The sequence below is a fragment of the Variovorax sp. GW821-FHT09B05 genome (assembly GCF_059418265.1).
In genome coordinates, this window is record NZ_JBWKPN010000003.1 from 228,236 (window position 1) to 248,545 (window position 20,310).

Below are 20,310 nucleotides of genomic sequence, written 5' to 3' on the forward strand. Positions count from 1 at the left end.
CCGGGCCCGCGGATCAGGCTTCCTTGTTTTCCTTGATGTTCCAGCCGAGCTGGGTTTCGGCGCCCTTGCCGCCCTTGTCGGTCTGTTCCCAGTACTGCTGCTTGACCTTGGCGGCCTGGAACGCGTACTGCACGAACACCGCGTCGCTGCCCTGCTCGGCCGTGTACTGCACCGAGGTGACCAGCACTTCCTCGAGCGTCACGCGCGTGTATTCGATCTGTCCGCCGCCGGCCTTGCAGACCGAGACCTCGACCTTGCTCAGGTGCTTGCCGCTGGCGCAATTCTTCATGACGGACGGGGCCGCCTTGTCGATGCGCGCGAGCACCTGCAGATCGTTGAAGCTGGCCTTGCCCACGCCACCGCCACCACCGCTGACCATGTTGCCAGGCTGCGTCGCACCCCATGCGAACGACTTGATATCCGTCCAGTCCTTGTGGTTCGAGTCTTTGGATTCGCCGTTCGCGCCTTCGACGCGCATGAACATGTCTACTGCCATCATTAACCCCCGGAGTTGTGCGTGCCCCATCGAGGCACTGTTGAATTAGCTGCTGTCCTTCTTGTTGGACGGCAACTTCGAAACCAGCCGCAAAGACACCGTGAGCCCTTCGAGCTGGTAGTGCGGCCGGAGAAAAAACTTGGCGGCGTAGTAGCCGGGGTTGTCCTCGATCGGTTCCACCTGGACCTCGGCGGCCGCCAGCGGCTTCATCGCCTTGGTGTCCTGCGACGAGGTGCCGGGGCTGCCGTCGACGTAGTTCATGATCCAGTCGTTGAGCCAGCGCTCCATGTCCTCGCGCTCGCGGAACGAGCCGATCTTGTCGCGGACGATGCACTTCAGGTAGTGCGCGAAGCGGCAGCAGGCGAACAGGTACGGCAGGCGCGCCGCGAGGTTCGCGTTGGCCGAGGCATCGGCGTCGTAGTACTCGGCCGGCTGCTGCAGCGACTGCGCGCCGATGAAGGCCGCGAAGTCGGAGTTCTTGCGGTGCACCAGCGGCATGAAGCCGTTCTTCGCGAGCTCTGCCTCGCGCCGGTCGCTGATCGCGATCTCGGTCGGGCACTTCATGTCGACGCCGCCGTCGTCGGTCGGGAAGGTGTGGGTCGGCAGGTTCTCGACCGCGCCGCCCGATTCCACGCCGCGGATCGAGGTGCACCAGCCGTACTGCTTGAACGAGCGGTTGATGTTCACGCCCATCGCATAGGCCGAGTTGGCCCAGGTGTAGCGGCTGTGCGCGGCCGAATCGGTCTCTTCCTCGAACTCGAACTCGTCGACCGGGTTGGTGCGCGCGCCATAGGGCAGGCGCGCGAGGAAGCGCGGCATGGCCAGGCCGATGTAGCGCGCGTCTTCCGAGTCGCGCAGCGAGCGCCACGCGGTGTGCTCGGTGTTGTGGAAGATCTTGGTCAGGTCGCGCGGGTTCGACAGCTCCTGCCACGAGTCCATCTGCATCACGGTCGGCGAGGCGCCCGCGATGAAGGGGCAGTGCGCGGCCGCGGCGATCTTGGCCATCTCGCCGAGCATCTCGACGTCGGGCGGGCTGTGGTCGAAATGGAAGTCGCCGATCAGCGCGCCGAAGGGCTCGCCGCCGAACTGGCCGTACTCGGCCTCGTAGATCTTCTTGAACAGCGGGCTCTGGTCCCAGCCGATGCCCTTGTGGCGCTTGAGCGAGCGCGCCACTTCGCGCTTGGAGGCGCACATCACGCGGATCTTGAGCTGCTCGTCGGTCTCGGTGTTGTTCACGAGGTAGTGCAGGCCGCGCCAGGCCCCCTCGAGCTGCTGGAAGTCCTCGTGGTGCAGGATCTGGTTGATCTGCTCGGAGAGCTTGCGGTCGATCTCCGTGATGATGGCCTGCACCGTGCGATAGGCATCGTTGGAGATGGTGACGGAGCTCTCGAGCGCCTGCACCGCCAGCGTCTTGACGGCGTTCTGCACCGCCTCGCGCGCCTGGTCGGTCTTGGGCTTGAACTCGCGCTGGAGCAGGTCCGAGAACTCGTTCGGCTCGAGCGCCTCGACGGTCTGCTGCGCGCGAGCGGATTGTTTTTGCACGGTACTCATGGTGGTGGTCCTGTCGACGTGATCGGCTCGCGCCTTATTCGGAACTGCCGGCCGGCTTCTCGCTGGCCGCCGCCGCATCCAGCGCACCGGCCACGGCCGGGTTCGGGCTGGTGGCCAGCGACTTCAGCAACGCCGGGTTCTGCAGCGCCTGCGCGATGAGCTGCTCGGCGCCGTTCTTGCCGTCCATGTAGGACAGCAGGTTCGACAGTTCGGTGCGCGCATCGAGCAGCTGCTGCAGCGCGTCGACCTGGCGCGCGATGCGCGCGGGCGAGAAGTCGTCCATGCTGTCGAAGGTGATGTCGACATTGAGCTGGCCGTCGCCGGTCAGCGTGTTGGGCACCTGGAAGGCCACGCGCGGCTTGATCGACTTCATGCGGTCGTCGAAGTTGTCGATGTCCACCGCCATGAACTCGCGCTCGGCGAGGTCGGGCATCGGGTCGACCTGCTTGCCCGCGAGGTCGGCGATCACGCCCATCACGAAGGGCAGCTGGATCTTGCGTTCGCTGCCGTAGATCTCGACGTCGTACTCGATCTGCACGCGCGGCGCGCGATTGCGCGCGATGAACTTCTGACCACTGTTCCTGACACGGTTGTCTGCCATAAAGCTTCCTCTTGATTCTTCGATCGAATGCGTGCGGACCGCGTGCGCCGCCGCCGGCGCCTACCGCGATGCGTCGGACCCCGAAGGCCGGCCCGCCAGGCTCTCCAGCTTCTGCAGTCCCTCGGGCATGAGCTCCTCGATGATCTGGAAGAAGTTGAGCGCCAGCAGCTTCTGCGCCCTGCGTATCAACAGGGGCGCGGGATGGCTGGGCTCCGCGCGCTCCAGATACCGGCACGCCTTTTCCAACAACACCTGCACATCTTCGCGGCTCGTTATTTCAATATCGTTGATACCGATCGCGCGTAGGCCGGGACCGCCACTTGCAGCGGTCTCGATCGCGCCCGGCGACGAAGACGTCGCGGCCGGATCGATCGCCGATGGGCTCTGGCGTGCGGTCTGTGGCGCTTCGACCGCGCTCTGCAATGCCTGCTCGGGCAGCAGTTGCGCCACCGTGCGCATCGATCGTTCGAGGCGCGAGAAATCGGGGGCCCAGCTCTGGCCCAGTGCACGTTCGGAGGTCTCGCGGATGCGCTGCAGCAGCGCGAGCGCCGCGCGCAGCGCGACGATCGGCGGTGCGTCGTTGTCGTAGGCGCGGCGCGCGGCCTCGCGCAGGCGGCCCACGCCGCCCGGGTAGTCGATCTGGTCGGCCTTGCTCGAATCGAGCAGCGCCTCGACCTGTCGCAAGGTCATCGTCACGCCACCGTCATCGAGCAACCGCGCATCGCGCACGCTGCGCCCGATGCCTTCGCTCTCGGCCAGCGCGGCCAATGCATTCATGCGCGGCAACGGGTCCTCGTCGCCACCGTCGACCACGCGCGGATGCACGTCGTCCCAGTAGGTCTGCAGCACCACGTCGACCAGCTGCAGGCCCTCGACATAGCCCGGCAGGCCGCGGTTCTCGGTCCATGCGAGCGTGAGCGGCACCAGCACGCGCAGGTCGCGCGTGCGTTCGCACAACTGCCTGGCGATGCGCTCGACCTTGGTCCAGTCGGGCGGCTCGGCCGGAATGATGGTGTTGCCGAACTGCTGCTCGCGCTTGCCGAGCGTTGCCTGCTGCAACGCCATGAAATCGGCGTCGTATTCCAGATCCTCACCGCACGGAAGCGGGCCCTCGACGGGCTTTTGCAAAAGCTCGATCTCTGCCTGCGACACCCGATCTCCCTCGTTCAACCAATCAAAACATTAACGAATCATTAGTTATCTTGAGTGGAAGCGAGGAGCCGGTCAACTACATCAGAGGTCATCATGCCGTCTCTGAATCACAAAGAAGTACATCTTCCATTAACGTTACACAGTACGGCTTAACGGTGCATGACGACACCGTGACAGAACTCAGCGCAGCAGGCCGCGCGCGCCCAGGTTGCGCATCAGCGCGCCGATGCCGAAGGTCCAGCGCGGGGCCTTGTCGGCATGCGCGACGCGATTGACGAGCGCACCGAGTTCGGGCGCCGCGATGCGCACGATGTCGCCGACCGTGTGCGTGAAGCCCTGGCCCGGACCGTGGCGGTCCTGCGTGGGCGCGAACATCGTGCCGAGGAACAGCATCAGCCCATCGGGGTAGTCGTGATGGATGCCGATGGCCTGCGCCACGAGGTCGAGCGGATCGCGGCTGATCTTCGCGAGCGAGCTCGAGCCCTCGAGCACGAAGCCCTCGGGCCCGCGCACTTCGAGCGCGACCGTGATGCGGCGCACCTGCGCGATGCCGAAGTGCGCATCGAACAGGCGGATGAACGGACCGATGGCGCACGAGGCGTTGTTGTCCTTCGCCTTGCCCAGCAGCAGTGCGCTGCGGCCTTCGAAGTCGCGCAGGTTGACGTCGTTGCCGAGCGCGGCGCCCAAGGTCTCGCCGCGGCTGTTGACGGCGAGCACGACCTCGGGCTCCGGGTTGTTCCACACCGAGGCCGCATGGATGCCGATGTCGGCCCCCGTGCCCACCGACGAGAGCACGGGCGCCTTGGTGAAGATCTCCGCATCGGGCCCGATGCCGACCTCGAGGTACTGCGACCACGCGCCCTGCGCGATCAGCACCTCCTTGGCCTTCATCGCCTCGGGCGAGCCCGGCACGATGTCGGCGAGGTTGTCGCCGAGCACGCCGCCGAGCGCCGCGCGCGTGGCCTCGGCCTTCGATGCATCGCCGCGCGCCTGCTCCTCGATCACGCGCTCGAGCAGGCTCGCGACGAAGGTCACGCCGCTGGCCTTGACGGCCTGCAGGTCGCAGGGCGCGAGCAGCCAGGGCCGGTCGTCGTTGCGCGCGCCGCCGTCGCTGTTGGCGAGCACCTCGGCCAGATCCGCGATGCGCGGTGCCTGGCCGCTGCGCAGCACGCGCCGCACGGCATCGGCGGGCGACTCCTGCAGCTCGAGCAGGTCGCTCATGGTGGGCGCGAGCCGCGACAGATCGTGCAGGCCGTCGCCCTGCACGGCCACGAGCACGGGGCCCACGCCCGGTTGCCAGAGGCGCCCGACGAGGGTGGCCTGGTCGACGTCTTGCGGGAGGCTGGTGGCGGTCTGGAGATCGAGTGGCATGGCGGTGGTTGTCTCTGGAGGTTGGAAGGAATGCGCGGGCATCGTAGCGCCGCACGCGCCGCGGCGTGCGGTCTTCCACCGACAGGGACTCCGTGGCCTCAGTGCCCAGGCGCCGCGCGCACGCGCGCGACCTCGGCCTGCAGGTCGGGCCAGGCGGGCTCCTGCGGCGCGAAGCGTGCGCGCATGTAGCCCGCGAGCTCGGCGATCTGGCGGTCGTCGAGCGCGTCGCGGAAGGCCGGCATGAAGCCGATGTCGCGCGTCGCGGGATCGCGCACGCCATCGAGGATGGTGCGCAGCAGGTTGTCGGGCTTCGCGCTCGCGAGGTTGCCGTTGAGCGCGAGCGGCGTGTTCACGCCCAGCAGCGTGGGACCGTCGCCATCGTGATGGCAGGCGGCGCAGGCGCTGTCGAACATGCGCTGCGCGGGACCGAGCAGCTGGCCCTGCGTGCGCGCCGCCGTGTCGACGATGCGCCGTGCCTGGGCCTGCGCGGTGGCCTCGGGCACGGGCTCGGGGTTGAACGAGGCGAGGTAGGTCGCCATCGCGCGGATGTCGGCATCGGGCACGGCGCCGAGCTCGCGCACCACCTCGGCCATCGGGCCGCCCGCGATGCCGTGGCGCGGCGAATGGCCGTCGCGCAGGTAGAGGTAGAGCGAATCGGCGTCCCAGGGCATGGCGGACTTCGAACGCGCCGTGAGCGCCGGTGCCTCCCAGCCGTCGACCATCGCGCCCGACAGGAAGGCGCTGCCGCCCTGCTCCGCGCCCAGCGCGTTGCGCGGCGTGTGGCAGGCGCCGCAATGGCCGAGGCCGTTGACGAGGTAGGCACCGCGGTTCCACTCGGCGCTCTGCGTGGCCACGGGCGCGAGCGGCGCGGGATCGTGGAAGAGCGCGTTCCATCCGGCCATCAGCGGCCGCAGACTGAACGGGAACTTGAGTTCGGACTTCGGCGTTTCGGCGCGCACCGCGGGCATCGCCATGAAATAGGCATAGAGCGCCTGCAGGTCGTCGTCGCTGGTCTTCGCGAAGGCGGTGTAGGGGAAGGCCGGATAGAGGTGATGGCCGTCGCGCGAGACGCCCTCGCGCATCGCGCGCTGGAAGGCGCTGAAGGACCAGCGGCCGAGGCCGGTCTCGGCATCGGGCGTGAGGTTGGTGGTGTAGAGCGTGCCGAAGGGCGTGTCCATCGCGCGGCCGCCGGCGTTGGGCGCGCCGCCCGGCGCGGTGTGGCAGACCGCGCAGTCGCCGAGCGCCGCGAGCACGCGGCCGCGCTCGATGGTGGCCTCGCTGTAGACCGGCGCGGTGAGCGACACCGGCGCGATCGCCGAGCGCCAGCCGAGCAGGCCCGCGACCACGCCGATGCCGCCGACCACGAGCGCCGCGCCCGTGGCCCACAGGTCCTTGCGCCGTGGCCAGATGGCATTGCTCCTTCCCCCCCTGGGGGAAGGTCGGGATGGGGGCACCGCGGCATCACCATCGACCTGCGGCGTACCCCCTCCCCCACCGTCTCCTGCGGGGGAAGGCAGCAGCCCGCGATTCAATTCCGCCAGCACCGTCTCCGGCGTGAACGGCGGCGCCCTGAAGCGCACGCCCGTCGCATCGAAGATGGCGTTCGCGATCGCCGCCGTGCCCGGCACCGACGAGGACTCGCCCGCGCCCAGCGAAGGCTCGCCGGGACGCGGCATGTGCATCACCTCGATCACCGGCACTTCGCGGAAGTTGATGATCGGGTAGCTGCCCCATTCGCGGCTCGCGACCACGCCCGAAGGCAATACGCCGGGCAGGCGTTCGCCGCCCTCGGCAGGCCCGGACTGCGGCGCGAACTGCACCTGCTCCTTGAGCGCGCGGCTCGTGGTCTGGATCACGTTGCCGTGCACCTGGTGCTCGACGCCCGCGGGATTGACCAGCAGGCCCGCGTCGTGCCCCACCACCACGCGGCGCACGTGCACCTCGCCGGTCCGGCGGTTGACCTCGACGTCGGCCACCCAGGCCGCCCAGGCGGCACCGAAGCCCGGCCACTTGCTGTGCACGTAGCGCGCATAGGCGAAGCCCTGGCCGAACAGGATGTCGCCGCCGGGGCCGAGCCCGCCCTCGGCGTTCTCCTGCGGGCCGGTGCGCAGCCGCCAGCCGGCCTTCTGCGCGGTGGCCTGCACCAGCTCGACCGCGCGCGGATCGTCGAGGTGGCGCAGCCGGAACTGCACCGGGTCGACGCCGGCCGCGGTCGCGAGCTCGTCGATGTACGACTCGTGCGCGAACGAGCTCGGCAGCGCCGACACGCCGCGCAGCCACGAGGCGCGCACGATCGGCGCCATGTCGTTGACCTTCACGCGCAGGTTGTCGTAGCCGTAGGGCGGGCGCGCGGTGCGGTCGCCCATCTCGTAGGCCTGCGCCACCGGTTCGATGGCGCGCGTGAGCAGCAGCGCGAGCGTGGGCGCGCCGTTCGACGGATAGGAAGTCTGGAAGTCGTAGGCCGCGACGCTGCCGTCGGCCGCGAGGCCGCCGTCGATCTCCATCAGTTGCGCGGCGCCCTTGGGCTCCCACGCATGCTCCTGCTCGCGCGTGAGCTGCACGCGCACCGGCGCGCCCACCGCGCGCGCGAGCAGCGCGGCATCGGCGGCCACGTCGTCGGCGCCGTTGCGGCCGTAGCAGCCCGCGGCTTCCATGCGCACCACGTCGACCTGCAGGTCCTGCACGCCGAGCAGCTTCGCGAGATCGGCGCGCAGCACGTGCGGGTTCTGCGTGCCGGCCCAGCAGCGCAGTTGGATGCCGCTGCCAACGTCGTCCGCGGGCTGCCATTCGGCCAGCGCGCACGAGGGCCCGATCGAGGCATGCATCTGGTAGGGCCAGACATAGGTGCGCGGCATCGGATGCGCGGCGCGCGCGATCGCGCCGTCGACGTCGCCCTCGTCGACCAGCAGGCGCTGCGTCGAGGGGTTGTCGCGCAGGGCCTGCGCGAGGTCGTCGAGGCCGGGCATGCCGGGCCAGGGCTTCCAGCGCACGCGCAGTTCGCGCAGCGCCTGCTCGGCGTGCTCCTCGCGTTCGGCCACGATGCCGACGAAATCGCGGATCACCACCACCGCGCGGATGCCGGGGATGTGCGCGATCGACGATTCGTCGACCGATTCGAGCGTGTTGCCGATGAAGTCGCCATGGTCGGCGCCCGCGTAGGGCGGGCGCACCACGCGCCCGTGCAGCATGCCGGGCACGCGCATGTCGTGCACGAAGACCAGTTCTCCCGCGAGCTTGGCCGGGATATCGACGCGCGCCTGCCGCGTACCGACCACGCGGTAGTCGGCCGGGTCCTTGGTGGCGGCCTTCGCATCGAGCTTGAGCACGGTGCGCTGGCCCGCCACCAGTTCGGCATAGTTCAGGTGCCGCTCGGGCGCCTCGGCCACGCGCACGATGCCGTTGCGCGCCTGCAATGCCTCGACGGCCACGCCCAATTGCTCGGCCGCGCTCGCAAGCAGCCACGCACGCGCCTGCGCGGCCGCGAGGCGCAGCGGCTGCGCATGGATCTGGATCGAGGCGCTCGCGATGGTCGCGCCCTGGTTGGGCGCGCGCGCGGTGTCGCCGAGCATCACGCGCACGCAGGGCATGCCGAGCTCGAGCTCCTCGGCCACGATCTGGCCCAGCGCGGTCTGGATGCCGGTGCCGAGGTCGACGTGGCCGTTGAGCGCCGAGGCGCTGCCGTCGTCCCACACCGCGAGCAGCACCTCGTCGCCCTCGGCGGGATTGCCCGCGATGAAGGCCGGCTGGCCCTGGGCCGGCGGCGGTGCCGGCGGGGTCTCGCGCACCACCAGCAGCACGCCCTCGGCGGCGAGGAACTCCGCGCGCGTGCGCGGCAGGTCGGCGCGCCGCGTCATGGCTGCGCCGCCCGCAGCCGGCGCGCCGCGCGCTGCGCCGCGTCGAGGATCTCGATGTGCGTGCCGCAGCGGCACAGGTTGCCCGAGAGCTCGCTGCGGATGCGCGCCTCGCTGGCGCCCGGCTCGCGCGCCAGCAACGCCGCCACCTGCATCACCATGCCGTTGAGGCAGTAGCCGCACTGCGCGGCCTGCGCCTGCTCGAAGGCGACCTGCACCGGATGCCAGTCGCCGCGCGTTCCCAGGCCCTCGAGCGTGGTGATGGCGCGGCCCGCGACGCCGTGCGCGGGGATCACGCAGGCGCGCGCGGCCATGCCGTCGACATGCACCGTGCAGGCGCCGCACTGGCCGAGGCCGCAGCCGTACTTGGGACCGTTGAGCCCGAGGTCGTTGCGCAGCACCTGCAGCAGCGAGGCCTCGCGCGGCACCGCGAGCGCGCGCGCGTGGCCGTTGACCCTCAGCTGCAGCGGCTCGGCACGGCCTTCAGCGCCGCAGCTGGCCGTCACGGGTGTACATCTCCAGGTCCACGAAGTTCGAGCCGTTGTGGTTCTTCGGCCCGTACTCGATCGGGAAGTCGCCGAAGCGCGTGCTGCCGATGCTCTCGAGGCCCGCGACGAAGCTCTCGCGCGTGAGCGCCTTGCCGCCGCGGCGCAGGCCCTCTGCCATCACGCGCGCGACGATGTAGCCCTCGAGCGCGGTGTAGCTGTCGATCTTCTCGCCGAACTCGGCGCGGTCGCGCTGGTACTCGGCCACGATGGGCACGCGCACGGCCTGCGGCGGCGGCACGATGCTGGCCGTGACCAGGCCCGCGAGCTTGCCCTCGAGCCGCTGCGCCGAGCCGGCCGCGTCGGTGATGCCCACCGACAGCGTGTACAGCGGCGCGCCGCCCGCGCTCGCGCGGTAGTCGCGCATGAAGACCTCGACCTGGCGCCCGGCCATGATCATCACGACCGCGCCCGGCCTGGCCTCGGCGAGGCCCGCGACCACCGGCTTCGCATCCTCGGCGGCGATCGCCAGCGGGAAGGTCTTGACCACCTTCACCTTGTAGTCGGCCGCGAGCTCCTCGCAGGTCGCGAGGTTCGACTTGCCGAAGGCGCTGTCCTGGTGCACCACCGCGATCGACTGGATGCCGATGGTCGACAGGTGGCTGATGATCTTGCGCAGCTCGAGGTCGTAGCCCGCGCGCACGTGGAACAGCAGCCGGTTGGTCTTCGTGCGGAACGAGGTGGTGCCCACCAGCGGCGCGAACATCGGCACGCCCGCCTTCTCGGCCAGCGGCATCGCGGCCGCGAGGTTGCCGGTGGCGACGTAGCCCGTGAGCGCGAACACCTTGTCCTCGTCGATCAGCTTCGCGGTGTTGAGCGCGGTCTTCGCGGGTTCGTAGACGTCGTCGTAGCTCACCAGCTCGAGCCGGCGCCCGTTGATGCCGCCGCCCTTGTTGACGCGGTCGAAGTGCAGCTTGATGCCCGCGCGGTAGTCGATGCCGAAGTCCTTGGCCGGGCCGCTGAACACGGCCGACTGGCCGATGCGGATGGCGCCGTCGCTCACGCCGTTCTCGGCGCGCGCGGCGGCCAGCAGGCCGGGGCCGAGCGCGAGGGCCGCGCCGCCGGCCACCAGGGAGCGCCTGGAGAGGGAAATCGTCATGGGGTCGTCTTGTCTCGCAGTTGTGGTGTGTCGGGTGCGCGGCACGGGCCCGCGCACCGACGGGCTTCCCTGTCGTCTTCTTAGGCGCCCTGGATGTCGGCCGACTGGATGCGCTTCACGCCCTTGGCGCTCATCTGCTTCCAGGCCGCGGCCAGCGAGCCGTTGAGGTCGATGGCGCGCGTGGCGTCCTCGATCACGTAGGCATCGAAGCCGGCCTTGCGCGCATCGAGCGCGGTCCAGGCGACGCAGAAGTCGGTCGCCAGGCCGGTCACGAACACGGTCTTGATGCCGCGCGCCTTGAGGTAGCCGGCGAGGCCGGTCGAGGTCTTGCGGTCGGCCTCCTCGAAGGCCGAGTAGCTGTCGACGTCGGCGTGGAAGCCCTTGCGGATGATCAGCTGCGCGGTCGGCAGCTTGAGGTCCTTGTGCAGCGCCGCGTCGTCCGTGCCCTGCACGCAGTGGTCGGGCCACAGCACCTGGTTGCCGTAGTTCAGCTTGATGCTGCTGAAGGGCTTCTGGCCCGCATGCGCGCTCGCGAACGAGGCATGGCCCTGGGTGTGCCAGTCCTGCGTGACCACGATGTTCTGGAACGAGGCCGCCAGCTGGTTGATGACCGGCACCACCTCGGCGCCGCCCTTGACCGGCAGCGTGCCGCCGTCGATGAAGCAGTTCTGCACGTCGACCACGATCAGCACGGCCTTGTCGCCGGGCTTGATCTTCGCGCCGGCGGCGAAGAGCGCGCCCGAGGCGCCGAGCAGGCCGAGGGCGGCCGTGGATTGGAGGAAGCGTCTGCGGTGCGTGTCGTTCATGGTCTGTGCTCCGTGCTTGCGTTGATGGAAACGAAACCCTGCAAGGAATGCGCCCGAAGGCGCATCGACTGACTGACTAGACGCTCAGGTACGCGCGCCGCACTTCCTCGTTGGCCGCGAGCTCGGCCATGGTGGCGTGGTAGCGGATCTGGCCCTTCTCGAGCACGTAGGCACGGTCGGAGACCAGCTCCGCGAAGTGCATGTTCTGCTCCGACAGCAGGATGCTCACGCCCTGCGCCTTGAGCTCGAGGATCATGTTCGCCATCTGCTCGACGATGACCGGCGCCACGCCTTCGGAGGGTTCGTCGAGCAGCACCAGGTAGGGGTTGCCCATCAGCGTGCGCGCCACGGTCAGCATCTGCTGCTCGCCGCCGCTCATGCGACCGCCGGGGCGGTGGGGCATCTCGCCGAGGTTGGGGAACAGCTTGAACAGCCGCTCGGGCGTCCACAGCGGCGCGTCGCTGCCGTCGGCCCAGCGGCGCGCCGCCTGCTTGCCGACCTCGAGGTTCTCCATCACCGTGAGGTCGGTGAACACGCGCCGGTCCTCGGGCACGAAGCCCAGGCCCAGGCGCGCCGCGTGGTGCGGCTCGCTCTTCGAGATGTCGTGGCCCAGGAAGCGCACCGCGCCGCGGCGCTTGCCGAGCATGCCGATCAGCGCCTTGAGCGTGGTCGACTTGCCGGCGCCGTTGCGGCCCATGAGCGCGACCACCTCGCCGCGCCGCACCTCGAGGTCGACGTCGTAGAGGATCTGGGCGGCGCCGTACCAGGCGCACAGGGCCTTGGCCTGGAGCAGGGGTTCGGAGGCGTTCGTCGTGTTCATGCCGCTGCTTTCTCGAAGGTCTTGCCGCTGCCGAAGTACACCTCCTGCACCTTGGGGTGGTCGCGGATCTCGAGCGGCTTGCCCTGCGCGATGAGGCGGCCGCGCGCCAGCACGATCATGCGGTCGGCATAGGCGAACACCACGTCCATGCTGTGCTCGGTGAACAGCACGGCCATGCCGCGGTCGATGACCAGCTGCTTGGTCAGCGCCATCAGCGAGTTGCGTTCCTTCGGCGCCATGCCGGCCGTGGGCTCGTCCATCAGCAGCAGCTTGGGGCTGTTGGCCATCGCGATCGCGAGCTCCACGCGCTTGACGTCGCCATAGGCCAGCACGCTGCAGGGCCGGTCGGCCTGCGACTTCATGCCGACCTGGTCGAGCAGCGCCAGCGCCTCGTCGCGCTGGTGCTCGGCGGCGCGGCGCCACATCGAGAACAGCTTGCGGTCGTGCGAGAGCAGCGCCATCTGCACGTTCTCGACCACCGTGAGCGAGGCGAAGGTCTCGGCGATCTGGAAGGTGCGGCCCACGCCCATGCGCCAGATCTCGCGCGGCTTGCGGCCCACGAGTTCCTGGCTGTCGAGCGTGATCGAGCCCTGGTCGGCCTTGAGCTGGCCATTGACCATGTTGAAGGTGGTGGACTTGCCGGCGCCGTTGGGGCCGATCAGCGCGAGCAGTTCGCCCGGGGGCAGCTCGAAGCTGATGCCGTCGACGGCCTTCACGCCGCCGAAGGACTTGCCGAGGTTGTTGACCTTGAGCAGGCTCATGCCTTCACCTCCTCGAGCTTGGCATCGACGGCCTTCTTCTCTTCCTTCGGCGCGCGGAAACGCTCCGCGAGCTGCTTGATCGATCCCGCGATGCCCTGCGGGAACAACAGCACCAGGATCAGGATGATGGCGCCGAGCATCGCGCGCCAGTAGTCGGTGTTGCGCGCCACGGTGTCGTGCAGCCAGGTGAAGGTGACGGCGCCGACCACCGGGCCCGCGAGCGTCTGGATGCCGCCGAGCAGCACCATCACGAGGCCGTCGACCGACTTGCCGACCGACAGCGTCTCGGGCGAGATGCTGCCCTTGGAGAAAGCGAACAGCGCGCCGGCCAGGCCCGCCACCGCGCCCGCGATGACGAAGGCGGCCCACTGCATGCGCTTGACGTCGATGCCGATGGCATCGGCGCGCAGCACCGAGTCGCGGCCCGCGCGCAGGGTGTAGCCGAAGGGCGAATACAGCACGCGACGCAGCCACCAGACGCCGGCCGACACCAGCACCAGCGTGAGCCAGTAGTAGGCGCGCTTGTCCGACAGCCAGGCCGAGGGCCAGACGCCCGTGAGGCCGTTGCTGCCGCCCGTGAAGCTGTCCCACTGGTAGGTGATGGCCCAGGTGATCTGCGCGAAGGCCAGCGTGAGCATCGCGAGGTACACGCCCGACAGCCGCACCGCGAACCAGCCGTAGACGAAGGCACCGAGCGCGGCCACCAGCGGCGCGACCACCAGCGTGAGTTCCATCGGCAGGCCCAGCGAACGCGCGAGCAGCGCGGCGCCGTAGGCCCCGAGGCCGAAGTAGGCGGCATGGCCGAACGAATGCATGCCGGCCGGGCCCATGATGAAGTGCAGGCTGGCGGCGAACAGGGCCGCGATCAGCAGGTCGATCATCAGCACCAGGGTGTAGGGCGAGCCGGCCGTCAGCACTGGCAGCGCGGCGAGCACCAGCGCGAGCACCGCGGCGCCGGCCAGGTAGAGGTTGCCGGCGCGGCGCAGCGGTTCCTCCTGCATGCCGACGTAGCGGCTCGGCGCCTGCGCGCGGCCGAACAAGCCCCACGGGCGCCACACCAGCACGGCCGCCATCACGAGGAAGTCGACCATCAGCGTGAGCTTGGAGAAGGACACGTCGATGCCGAAGATCTGCACCACGCCGAGCCAGATGCACACGGCCTTGATCTCGGCGATCAGCAGCGCGGCCACGTAGGCGCCGGGCAGCGAGCCCATGCCGCCGACCACCACCACCACGAAGGCGGCGCCGATGGTGTTGAGGTCCATCTCGAGCGTGGCGGGCTCGCGCGGCAGCTGCAGCGCGCCGCCCAGGCCCGCGAGCAGCGCGCCGAGCGCGAACACCGCGGTGAAGAGCCAGGCCTGGTTGACGCCCAGCGCGCTGACCATCTCGCGGTCCTGCGTGGCGGCGCGCACCAGCGTGCCGAAGCGCGTGCGCGTGAGCAGCAGCCAGACCAGGCCCAGCACCACCGGGCCGACCACGATCAGGAACAGGTCGTACGAGGGGAACTGGCGCCCGAGGATCTCGACCGAGCCCTTGAGGCCGGGCGCGCGCGGGCCCAGCAGCTCGTCGGGGCCCCAGAGCCACAGCACCGCGTCCTTGATGACCAGCACCAGCGCGAAGGTGGCGAGCAGCTGGAACAGCTCGGGTGCCTTGTAGATGCGGCGCAGCAGCAGCACCTCGATCAGCGCGCCGAGCACGCCGACCGCGACCGCCGCGATCAGCAGCGCGGGCCAGAAGCCCAGGCTCCCGCCGAGCTTGTCGACCAGCGTGTACGCGAGGTAGATGCCGACCATGAAGAAGGATCCATGGGCGAAATTGACGATGCGCGTCACGCCGAAGATCAACGAGAGGCCGGCCGCCACGAAGAACAGCGACGAGGCGCCGGCCAACCCGTTGAGCAACTGAACAACGAAGCCTGAAAAGCTCATTCAAGGATCCCGAGGAACTGGAAACTCCCGCCCCCGCCAGGCGCCCGAGGCGCATGGCTGAAGCGGTGGTGGTGCCACCTGCTGCCCATGCCGTGCACGCGCGGACCGTTCGGGCAATGCCCGCGGTCCGCGCGCAGCGGCATCAGTCGGCGGGGCGCATCTTCTTGACTTCGTCGTCGCTCGGCTGGAACTTGGCACCGTCGAGGTAGACGTAGTCCACCATCACGCCCTTGCCGCCGTCGTTCTTGGTCTTGCCCACGTACGCGCCCATGGTCGACTGGTTGTCCTGCGCGCGGTAGCTGATCTTGCCGAAGGGGCTGTCGAGCTGCAGGCCCTTGAAGGCCGCGACCAGCTTCTCGGTGTCGGTGCTGCCGGCCTTCTGGATGCCGGCCGCGATCGAGTGGATGGCGCTGTAGCCGACCACCGAGCCCAGGCGCGGGTAGTCCTTGAACTTGGCCTGGTAGGCATCGAGGAAGGCCTTGTGCTCGGGCGTCTTGATGCCGCTCCACGGATAGCCGGTCACGATCCAGCCGTTGGGCGCCTCGTCCTTCAGCGGATCGAGGTACTCGGGTTCGCCGGTCAGCACGCTGACCACTTCACGGTCCTTGAACAGGCCGCGGGTGTTGCCCTCGCGCACGAACTTCGAGAGGTCGGCGCCGAACAGCACGTTGAAGATCGCGTCGGGCTTGGCATCGGCGAGCGCCTGCACCACGCTGCCCGAATCGACCTTGCCCAGTGGCGGCGCCTGCTCGGCGACGAATTCCACGTCGGGCTGCGCGGCCTTCAGCAGGGTCTTGAAGGTCGCGACCGAGGACTGGCCGTACTCGTAGTTGGGGTAGACGATGGCCCAGCGCTTCTTCTTGAGCTTGGCGGCCTCGGGCACCAGCATCGCGACCTGCATGTAGGTCGAGGGACGCAGGCGGTAGGTGTATCGGTTGCCGTTGCTCCAGACGATCTTGTCGGTCAGCGGTTCGGCGGCCAGATAGAAGAACTTCTTCTGCTTCGCGAAGTCGGTCAGCGCCAGGCCGGTATTCGAGAGGAAGGCGCCCGCGAGCACGTCGACCTTCTCGCGCGAGATCAGCTCCTCGGCCACGCGCACCGCGTCGCCGGGGTTGGCGTTGTCGTCGCGGCTGATCAGTTCGATCTTCCGGCCGTTGACCCCGCCCTTGGCGTTGATCTCGTCGACCGCGAGTTCCATGCCCTTCTTGTAGGGCTCGAGGAAGGCCGGCTGCGCCTTGTAGCTGTTGATCTCGCCGATCTTGATCACGCCCTGGGCGTGCGCGGGAACGAGGGCGCAGGTCAGGGTCAGGACGGAAGCCGCGCTGAAAACATGGCGCAAGGGGATCATCGGGAAGCTCCTGGTGGGGTTCGAGAAAAACGGGAAAGGAACGAGGAAATCGGTGGAAAGGTGGAGTGTCGCCTCAGCGCAGGCCGTCTTCGCCCTTGATCTCGCCGGCCTGCAGGCCGCCGATGCGCGGCAGTGGGCGGCCACTGTCGGTGATCGCCACGGCCACCACGATCTCGCCGGCGCGCGGGGCGTCGGAGACGCGGGCCTCGATGGCGTCGAAATGGCTGCGCACGAAGGCCGCGTCCTTGTGGCCCAGCGGCACGTCGATGGCGGTGCCGAGGGTGCCGAGCTTCTTGGCCGAGGGCACGAGCGCCGCGCCCTTCTCGACCGCCACGCGCAGCGGCGCGCCGAGCTTGGGATGCAGGATCGCGGCCGCGTGCTCGAGCTCGCCGCCTTCGCCGACGATCGCGGCCTTGCCGTAGCTCTGCGCCTGGCCGGGCTCGATGCCCAGCGCCTTCACGGCCTTCTGGCCCAGCAGCGCGCCGAGCTCCTCGCCGATCGCGATCAGCTCGTCGAGGTTCTCGCTGTAGCGGCCCGCGTAGGGGTTGGCGATCACGGCGATGGCAACGGCGCGGCGCGTGGGCGGCGCGATGTCGCGGCCCATTTCCTTGCGGGTTTCGTCGACCTGGACGACGAGCTTGCGGATGTTGGCGGTCATGTCTGGATTTCCTTTGGCTTCTCTTCTTGTCTCTTCGTACACGGGCTCAGCGCAAGCCGTCCCACTTGGCGATGTTTTCGGCCAGCAGGCCGCCGACGCGTGCATGCACGCGGTAGCCGGTGCTCATCGCGAGGATGAACACGATCTCGTCGGCCGCGGGCGCGCCGGGCACGCGCACTTCGATCGCGTCGAACTGGCCGCGCACGTAGCTGGCGTTGATGTTGGTCAGCGGCACGTCGAGCGTGGTGCCGGGCGCGCCGACCTTCTTGGTCGAGGGCACGATCGACAGCGCGTTGCCGGGCTGGCCGGTCTTCTTCTCGTCGACGGTGCCCTTGGCATAGGCAACGCGGTCGCCCTTCCAGCCGAGCAGCTCGCGCATCGCATAGCCGCCGGGCACGTGCCACAGCGCGCCATGCTCGAGCTCGCCCGCGGCACCGACGATGGCGCCCTTGCCGTAGGTGGCGAGCTGCTCGAGCGGCACGTCCATCGCGGCGTGCAGCTTGTGCGCCATCTCGAGGCCCACCGGATCGAGCAGGCTCATCATCGGCAGGATGTCGGGCTCGTAGCGGCCCGCGAAGGGATTGGTCAGCACGGCGGCGATGGCACCACGCACCAAAGGCGTCTGGGCACGCGGCCCGAACTCGTGGTGGATGTGCTCGACCTGGGTGAAGACTCGGCGGATATCGATCATGAAAAAGAACCTTGCTTTTCGTTAAGCAATTACTGAACCAACTGCGCGCGGGAGCCTGGCTCCAAGCGGCTTCGAGCATAAGGGCTCGACCAGTCGCCACTGCCCCTGGCAAACGAGCAGAGCGGCCCATGCGAGCCCGCCTTTTTGCAGGACGCGGGCGCACACCGCGCCCGTATCGAGTGCGCTGCGCACCTGCGCGGGGGGCAGTGGCGGCACGTCGACGGTGACCAGCGTGTCGCCGAGGTCGCTGTTGTCCTTGCGCTCGCTCGCGGGCACGCGGCGGATCGCATCGTTGTCGACGTCGACCGCGTTGGCGATCACGGTGGCGGCCGCGTCGGCCTGCGCCGCGGTGGCCGCCAGCACCGTCACGCTGTCGGCGATGCCGAGCGAGAAGCTGCGCCCGCGCCAGCCGCTGGTGGCGACGCCGCGCACCGGCTGGTCGGCGCGCAGTTCGAACTGGCCGTCGGTGTCGACGAGGCCGTTGGCATCGCGCCAGTCGAAGCGCGCGAGGTCCGCGTAGACGCCCACGCGCGCCGTCTGGCCCGGCGCGAGATGCACGGCGATGTCGCCGCCGTTGTTGATCCAGGCGCGCTCGATGCCGGGGCGCTGGTAGAAGGCGATCAGCTCCTGCGCCACCGAGCCCGCGACCGCGGCCATCGGCGTGATGAAGGTCGGCGCGAACGCCGCGCAGGCATCCCACATGCGGCGCGCCACCACGCCGCGCGGACGCATCTTGTCGGTGACCGGCAGCCGCAGCAGCGGCAGTTCGTGCACCAGTTCGTCGAGCACGTGCGCGAAGCGCGCCCAGGCCGCATCGTGCGCGGCCGCCACCGCGTAGCGGTCGCCGTGCGCCTCGGCCACGATGTCGATCGGGCCGTGGTTGAAGTGCCAGCGGTGCTCGTCGAGCGCCGTGCGTTGGGCAGACATGGTTATCCCAGCATGGGGGCGTGACCGAGGGGCCAGGGATTGGCTTCGTCGATGACGAGCCATTGGCGCGCGAGCGGCGCGCCGTCTTCCTGCCAGGCACCGCGCGCGAGCGCCTGCTCGAGCGGGAAGACATGCTCCATGTGGCCGCCGAGCGCCTCGTAGTCGGCGCGCCGCATGCTGAACTCGATGGGCGCGACGATCGCGGGCGTGGGCACCGTGCCGAAGCTGTTGTCGGGCATGCGCATGACGTCGGCCATCACCGTGATGCCGCCGCCCGGCCACACATAGGCCGGCGCGCCGCCGCACGTGACGTTGACCAGCGCGCGCTTGATGGCGCGCGTGAGCAGCACCGGGTTCTCGGTGACGCCCGCGCGCAAGCTGCCGCCGGCACCGCCGAGGAACAGCACGGTGCACAGCGAAGGCTCGCAGTTCTCGCCGATGCGCTCGACGATGCGCTTGACTTCGCTCGGCATCGGCTGCTCGACGGGCCGCAGCGCGTCGTCGAGCACGTACCACTGCGCATGCTCGCCGGTGGTCGAGGTCATGAGCAGGCGCAGGCCGGGTTGGGCCACGCCCTCCTCCCAGCCCTCGATGATCGACAGCGGATCGGCGATGTCGGTGCCGCCCCAGCCGTTGCCCGGATTCGCGACCTGGAAGTAGCGCCCCGGCGTCGACTTGCGGCCCAGCATCTGGATGCCCGAGGGCGGCATGTCGAGGCAGCGGCCGGCCTGGTGCTCGGTCAGCACGCCGGTGATGTGGTCGTCGACCACCACCACCTCGTCGGCCACGCCGGCGAACTGGCGCGCGAAGATGCCGACCGCCGCGGAGCCGCAGCCCACGCGCATGCGCTGCTCTTCCACGCCGTTGACGATCGGCGCCTTGCCGGCCTGGATCACCAGGCTGGCGCCGCCGTCGATGGTGCATTCGATGGCCTTCTTGTTGCCCAGCAGCTGCATCAGCTCGGCCGTCATGCGGCCTTCCTTCTTGCTGCCGCCCGTGAGGTGGTGCACGCCGCCCAGCGACAGCATCTGCGAGCCGTACTCGGCCGTGGTGACGTGGCCCACCACCTCGCCGCGGTAGCGCACGTTGGCCTGCTCGGCGCCGAGGAAGCGGTCGGTGTCGATCTTCACCTTGAAGCTGCAGTAGCTGAAGATGCCCTCGGTGACCACGGTGACCATGTCCACGCCCTGCGCCTTCGAGGCGACGATGAAGGGCGCGGGCTTGTAGTCGGGATAGGTGGTGGAGGAACCGACGCCGGTGACGAAGACCTCGTCGGCATGCAGCAGGTCGCCGTTCCAGTCGGGCGATGACTCTTCGGCCTTGCCGTCTTCGGCCGCCGCCGTGCGGTCGAAAGCCACCAGCGCGGGCGCATCGCTCGCGAGCTGGCGGCGCAGCAGCACCACGGGGTCGACGCGCACCAGCACGCCCTCGCGGTTGGCATAGCGGTCGCAGGCACCGGTGCGGCCGTCGGAGATCTGGCACAGCACCGGGCAGGCATTGCATTCGACCTTGGCCGCGCTCATGCGCTCGTTGCGCAACGGCGCCTTGCCGAAACCGCCGGGGCCGGCCTCGGCGACCACTGGCACGTCCATGCCCGGCAGTCCGTCTGTCTTCGTGTGTTCCGTCATCGGGGGGCGACCTCTTGTTGGCTGCAAATCGTGGTGGCGGGGTTTGCAACAAACGTGCCGCATGTCCGCTTGTGCCG

At 69.4% G+C, this 20,310-nt stretch carries 17 protein-coding genes; all 17 read right to left on the reverse strand.

Annotated features, from left to right (window positions below; genetic code table 11):
* Positions 1-13: 13 nt before the first annotated feature.
* Positions 14-496, reverse strand: coding sequence for an Hcp family type VI secretion system effector (locus AC07RM_RS09455; RefSeq protein WP_057593445.1), 483 nt, complete (start codon positions 494-496; stop codon positions 14-16).
* Positions 497-541: 45 nt separating this feature from the next.
* On the reverse strand, positions 542-2,047 hold the full coding sequence (gene tssC / locus AC07RM_RS09460; RefSeq protein ID WP_093343894.1) for a type VI secretion system contractile sheath large subunit: 1,506 nt from the start codon (positions 2,045-2,047) through the stop codon (positions 542-544).
* Positions 2,048-2,081: 34 nt separating this feature from the next.
* The gene (gene tssB, locus AC07RM_RS09465; protein ID WP_093343892.1) at positions 2,082-2,648 is read right to left on the reverse strand and encodes a type VI secretion system contractile sheath small subunit; all 567 of its coding nucleotides are present in this window, start codon (positions 2,646-2,648) and stop codon (positions 2,082-2,084) included.
* A gap of 60 nt (positions 2,649-2,708) precedes the next feature.
* Positions 2,709-3,800 (reverse strand): type VI secretion system protein TssA, encoded by a 1,092-nt coding sequence (gene tssA / locus AC07RM_RS09470; RefSeq protein WP_495334289.1) that lies wholly within the window; start codon positions 3,798-3,800, stop codon positions 2,709-2,711.
* A gap of 180 nt (positions 3,801-3,980) precedes the next feature.
* Positions 3,981-5,171 carry a fumarylacetoacetate hydrolase family protein gene (locus AC07RM_RS09475; RefSeq protein WP_495334290.1) on the reverse strand — a complete coding sequence of 397 codons (1,191 nt, stop codon included), beginning with the start codon at positions 5,169-5,171 and terminating at the stop codon, positions 3,981-3,983.
* 98 nt (positions 5,172-5,269) lie between these two features.
* Positions 5,270-9,025: a molybdopterin cofactor-binding domain-containing protein gene (locus AC07RM_RS09480; protein WP_495334291.1), complete on the reverse strand. Its 3,756-nt coding sequence runs from the start codon at positions 9,023-9,025 to the stop codon at positions 5,270-5,272.
* Positions 9,022-9,528 carry a (2Fe-2S)-binding protein gene (locus AC07RM_RS09485; protein WP_495334292.1) on the reverse strand — a complete coding sequence of 169 codons (507 nt, stop codon included), beginning with the start codon at positions 9,526-9,528 and terminating at the stop codon, positions 9,022-9,024. Before AC07RM_RS09485 ends, AC07RM_RS09480 begins: the two co-directional genes overlap by 4 nt.
* Positions 9,506-10,666 (reverse strand): ABC transporter substrate-binding protein, encoded by a 1,161-nt coding sequence (locus tag AC07RM_RS09490; RefSeq protein WP_431510991.1) that lies wholly within the window; start codon positions 10,664-10,666, stop codon positions 9,506-9,508. Before AC07RM_RS09490 ends, AC07RM_RS09485 begins: the two co-directional genes overlap by 23 nt.
* Before the next feature lie 80 nt (positions 10,667-10,746).
* Positions 10,747-11,472: a bifunctional nicotinamidase/pyrazinamidase gene (gene pncA / locus AC07RM_RS09495; RefSeq protein ID WP_495334293.1), complete on the reverse strand. Its 726-nt coding sequence runs from the start codon at positions 11,470-11,472 to the stop codon at positions 10,747-10,749.
* A 76-nt stretch (positions 11,473-11,548) separates the two neighbouring features.
* Positions 11,549-12,292 carry an ABC transporter ATP-binding protein gene (locus AC07RM_RS09500; RefSeq protein ID WP_490878132.1) on the reverse strand — a complete coding sequence of 248 codons (744 nt, stop codon included), beginning with the start codon at positions 12,290-12,292 and terminating at the stop codon, positions 11,549-11,551.
* Positions 12,289-13,053, reverse strand: coding sequence for an ABC transporter ATP-binding protein (locus AC07RM_RS09505; RefSeq protein WP_495318425.1), 765 nt, complete (start codon positions 13,051-13,053; stop codon positions 12,289-12,291). Before AC07RM_RS09505 ends, AC07RM_RS09500 begins: the two co-directional genes overlap by 4 nt.
* The gene (locus AC07RM_RS09510; protein WP_495334294.1) at positions 13,050-14,981 is read right to left on the reverse strand and encodes an ABC transporter permease; all 1,932 of its coding nucleotides are present in this window, start codon (positions 14,979-14,981) and stop codon (positions 13,050-13,052) included. The genes AC07RM_RS09505 and AC07RM_RS09510 overlap by 4 nt, the downstream gene beginning before the upstream one ends.
* 142 nt (positions 14,982-15,123) lie before the next feature.
* Entirely contained in the window at positions 15,124-16,329 is a 1,206-nt protein-coding gene (locus AC07RM_RS09515) for an ABC transporter substrate-binding protein (RefSeq protein ID WP_093343883.1), read from the reverse strand.
* Between the two features lie 73 nt (positions 16,330-16,402).
* Positions 16,403-16,987 (reverse strand): amino acid synthesis family protein, encoded by a 585-nt coding sequence (locus tag AC07RM_RS09520; protein ID WP_495334295.1) that lies wholly within the window; start codon positions 16,985-16,987, stop codon positions 16,403-16,405.
* Positions 16,988-17,033: 46 nt separating this feature from the next.
* Positions 17,034-17,678: an amino acid synthesis family protein gene (locus tag AC07RM_RS09525; protein WP_057593420.1), complete on the reverse strand. Its 645-nt coding sequence runs from the start codon at positions 17,676-17,678 to the stop codon at positions 17,034-17,036.
* Between the two features lie 21 nt (positions 17,679-17,699).
* Positions 17,700-18,605 carry a UPF0280 family protein gene (locus tag AC07RM_RS09530; RefSeq protein ID WP_495334296.1) on the reverse strand — a complete coding sequence of 302 codons (906 nt, stop codon included), beginning with the start codon at positions 18,603-18,605 and terminating at the stop codon, positions 17,700-17,702.
* A 2-nt stretch (positions 18,606-18,607) separates the two neighbouring features.
* Entirely contained in the window at positions 18,608-20,233 is a 1,626-nt protein-coding gene (locus AC07RM_RS09535; RefSeq protein WP_495334297.1) for a 6-hydroxynicotinate reductase, read from the reverse strand.
* Positions 20,234-20,310 lie beyond the last annotated feature (77 nt).

Excerpts from the sequence above, each read along its gene's own strand:
- tssB (WP_093343892.1), bottom strand. The coding sequence starts at position 2,648 with ATGGCAGACAACCGTGTCAGGAACAGTGGTCAGAAGTTCATCGCGCGC.
- AC07RM_RS09475 (WP_495334290.1), bottom strand. The coding sequence starts at position 5,171 with ATGCCACTCGATCTCCAGACCGCCACCAGCCTCCCGCAAGACGTCGAC.
- AC07RM_RS09530 (WP_495334296.1), bottom strand. The coding sequence starts at position 18,605 with ATGTCTGCCCAACGCACGGCGCTCGACGAGCACCGCTGGCACTTCAAC.
- tssC (WP_093343894.1), bottom strand. The coding sequence starts at position 2,047 with ATGAGTACCGTGCAAAAACAATCCGCTCGCGCGCAGCAGACCGTCGAG.
- pncA (WP_495334293.1), bottom strand. The coding sequence starts at position 11,472 with ATGAACGACACGCACCGCAGACGCTTCCTCCAATCCACGGCCGCCCTC.
- AC07RM_RS09480 (WP_495334291.1), bottom strand. The coding sequence starts at position 9,025 with ATGACGCGGCGCGCCGACCTGCCGCGCACGCGCGCGGAGTTCCTCGCC.
- AC07RM_RS09500 (WP_490878132.1), bottom strand. The coding sequence starts at position 12,292 with ATGAACACGACGAACGCCTCCGAACCCCTGCTCCAGGCCAAGGCCCTG.
- AC07RM_RS09505 (WP_495318425.1), bottom strand. The coding sequence starts at position 13,053 with ATGAGCCTGCTCAAGGTCAACAACCTCGGCAAGTCCTTCGGCGGCGTG.
- AC07RM_RS09525 (WP_057593420.1), bottom strand. The coding sequence starts at position 17,678 with ATGATCGATATCCGCCGAGTCTTCACCCAGGTCGAGCACATCCACCAC.
- AC07RM_RS09535 (WP_495334297.1), bottom strand. The coding sequence starts at position 20,233 with ATGACGGAACACACGAAGACAGACGGACTGCCGGGCATGGACGTGCCA.
- AC07RM_RS09490 (WP_431510991.1), bottom strand. The coding sequence starts at position 10,666 with ATGACGATTTCCCTCTCCAGGCGCTCCCTGGTGGCCGGCGGCGCGGCC.
- AC07RM_RS09515 (WP_093343883.1), bottom strand. The coding sequence starts at position 16,329 with ATGATCCCCTTGCGCCATGTTTTCAGCGCGGCTTCCGTCCTGACCCTG.
- AC07RM_RS09520 (WP_495334295.1), bottom strand. The coding sequence starts at position 16,987 with ATGACCGCCAACATCCGCAAGCTCGTCGTCCAGGTCGACGAAACCCGC.
- AC07RM_RS09510 (WP_495334294.1), bottom strand. The coding sequence starts at position 14,981 with ATGAGCTTTTCAGGCTTCGTTGTTCAGTTGCTCAACGGGTTGGCCGGC.
- AC07RM_RS09455 (WP_057593445.1), bottom strand. The coding sequence starts at position 496 with ATGGCAGTAGACATGTTCATGCGCGTCGAAGGCGCGAACGGCGAATCC.